This window comes from Microbacterium sp. UBA3394 (assembly GCF_002358725.1).
Taxonomy (GTDB): domain Bacteria; phylum Actinomycetota; class Actinomycetes; order Actinomycetales; family Microbacteriaceae; genus Microbacterium; species Microbacterium luteum.
This window is the reverse complement of record NZ_DEPK01000231.1, coordinates 1,280-3,138: the sequence shown is the minus strand read 5'-3', so window position 1 is coordinate 3,138 and position 1,859 is coordinate 1,280. Positions and strand designations below refer to the sequence as shown.

The 1,859-nt window shown below is 69.8% G+C and carries 2 protein-coding genes and 1 pseudogene; 2 read left to right on the top strand and 1 reads right to left on the bottom strand.

What is annotated here, in order from left to right; translation table 11 throughout:
• Together B4E30_RS14170 and B4E30_RS14165 are read left to right on the top strand one after the other, a co-directional pair.
• Positions 1 to 364 (top strand): annotated as a pseudogene (locus B4E30_RS14170) (hypothetical protein); the annotation flags it as partial.
• Positions 365 to 491: 127 nt separating this feature from the next.
• On the top strand, positions 492 to 1,310 hold the full coding sequence (locus B4E30_RS14165; protein ID WP_286795726.1) for an SDR family NAD(P)-dependent oxidoreductase: 819 nt from the start codon (positions 492 to 494) through the stop codon (positions 1,308 to 1,310).
• A gap of 73 nt (positions 1,311 to 1,383) precedes the next feature.
• Here the strand turns inward: B4E30_RS14165 and B4E30_RS14160 are convergent.
• Positions 1,384 to 1,859: hypothetical protein (locus tag B4E30_RS14160; RefSeq protein WP_286795725.1), on the bottom strand; the 476-nt coding region annotated here is incomplete at its 5' end.

Sequence of the window (1,859 nt, the reverse complement as noted above, 5' to 3'; positions counted from 1 at the left end):
GGTCACGGTGGGCGTCCGCGGTCTTGCGGATGACGGCGACTGGGGCTACCTCGACGCCTTCACGCTCGTCGCAACGGATACGGGTGACGGCGACTCGGGCGGCGCCGACGGAGACGGATCCGACGGCGGGTCGGGCGGGTCCGACGAAGACGCAACCGGCGGCGACACCGACGGCTCGAGCGGCGACGGCACCGACGAGGAAGCGGAAGGTGGGGTGTCGGGATCGCCGTCCGGCGAGATCGCGCAGACCGGCGCCCCGAGCATGACGGGTGCGCTGGCGGGTGCGCTCGGACTGCTGGCCCTCGGAGGCGCCCTCGTCTTCGCCTCCCTCCGGCGCGATCGTCGCGAGCAGACACGTTCCTGACCGTCGCCATGGCGCGGTGTCCGTCTGCGGCACCGCGCCATAGCGCATCGCTGGGGCCCGGCGGGAGGCCTTGCCACCGCCGCCGCGCTCGCGAAACATGGCCGCGAGTCGAAACGAGCGGAGAATCATGACACGCACGATCATCATCACCGGGGCGAGCGACGGAATCGGCGCGGCATCTGCGCGCCAGCTTCACGAGGCGGGGGAGCAGGTGATCGTGGTCGGCCGCGATCCCGACAAGACCGCGGCCGTCGCGAAGCGACTGGATGTGCCGTCGCACGTCGAGGACTTCGCCGATCTGGCGCAGGTGCGTGAGCTGGCGGAGACGCTTCTGCAGCAGTATCCACGCATCGACGTGCTGGCCAACAACGCCGGAGGGGTGTTCGGCGAGCGCACGGAGACCCGGGACGGATACGAGCTCACCTTCCAGGTGAACCATCTCGCGCCGTTCCTGCTCACGAACCTGCTCCTGGAGCGGCTTCGCACCTCGCAGGCGTCGGTGATCCAGACATCGAGCCAGGCCCAGCGCTTCTCGCGGTTCGCGATCGACGATCTGCAGGCGCGCCGGCGCTACTCGGCGGGGCGCGCGTACGGCAACAGCAAGCTCGCGAACGTGCTGTTCACGAAGGAGCTGCATCGTCGGTTCGGGGAGGCGGGAGTGTCGGCGGTGTCGTTCCACCCGGGCGCGGTGGCGACCGGCTTCGCGGCTGCCGCGCGGGGTCCGTGGCGGATGCTCTATCAGAACGACCTGTTCAACCGCATCCTCGACGGCACGGACGTCGGAGGGTCGAAGCTGACGTGGATGGCGATGGGAAAGCCCGGCTTCGACTGGGAGCGCGGCGGGTACTACGTGAACAATCGCCTCGCCCGGCCGCATCGTGACGCGGAGGATCCGGCGCTCGCGCGCGCCCTCTGGGACCGCAGCGCCGAACTGGTCGGTCTCTGAGCACGGACGCACCCGCGCGGCACACGGGACGGGATGGCGTAACATTCGCGTCACGTGCTCCGGCGGATCGCGGTCAGCCGAGCCCGATCACGAAGCCGAATCCGTCGACCGCGACGCCGAGTGCCGCTGTGCCACTGAGCACGAAGACGGCCGTCGCGTGCTCGGGATGGATCATCATGCGCACTTCGGTGCCGAGGAACATCTCCGGATCCGCCTCGGGGATCGCGGCGGCGAGCATCTCGACGGCGGCGTCGGAGTCCACGTGAGGCGTCTGCCAGCCCGTTCCGCCGACCCACCAGTTGTTGGATTCGCCGTCGTCGTGGTTCGAGCCCTGGCCCAGGCACAGCGGCATGCTGCCCGACAGCGTGCCGCCGTGCGCGGCCAGCTCGCCGCAGAACGCGAAGTTCAGCTCGCCGGGCGATGTCGTTCCCTGGTTGACGCCCGCACCGATCATGGTGCCGTCCGATCCGACCTGCCCGTCGAACCACTCGGCGACGCCCGAGCTGGCTTCGCGGCTCGCGGTGACGTTGACGCTGTAGTTGTTGACCT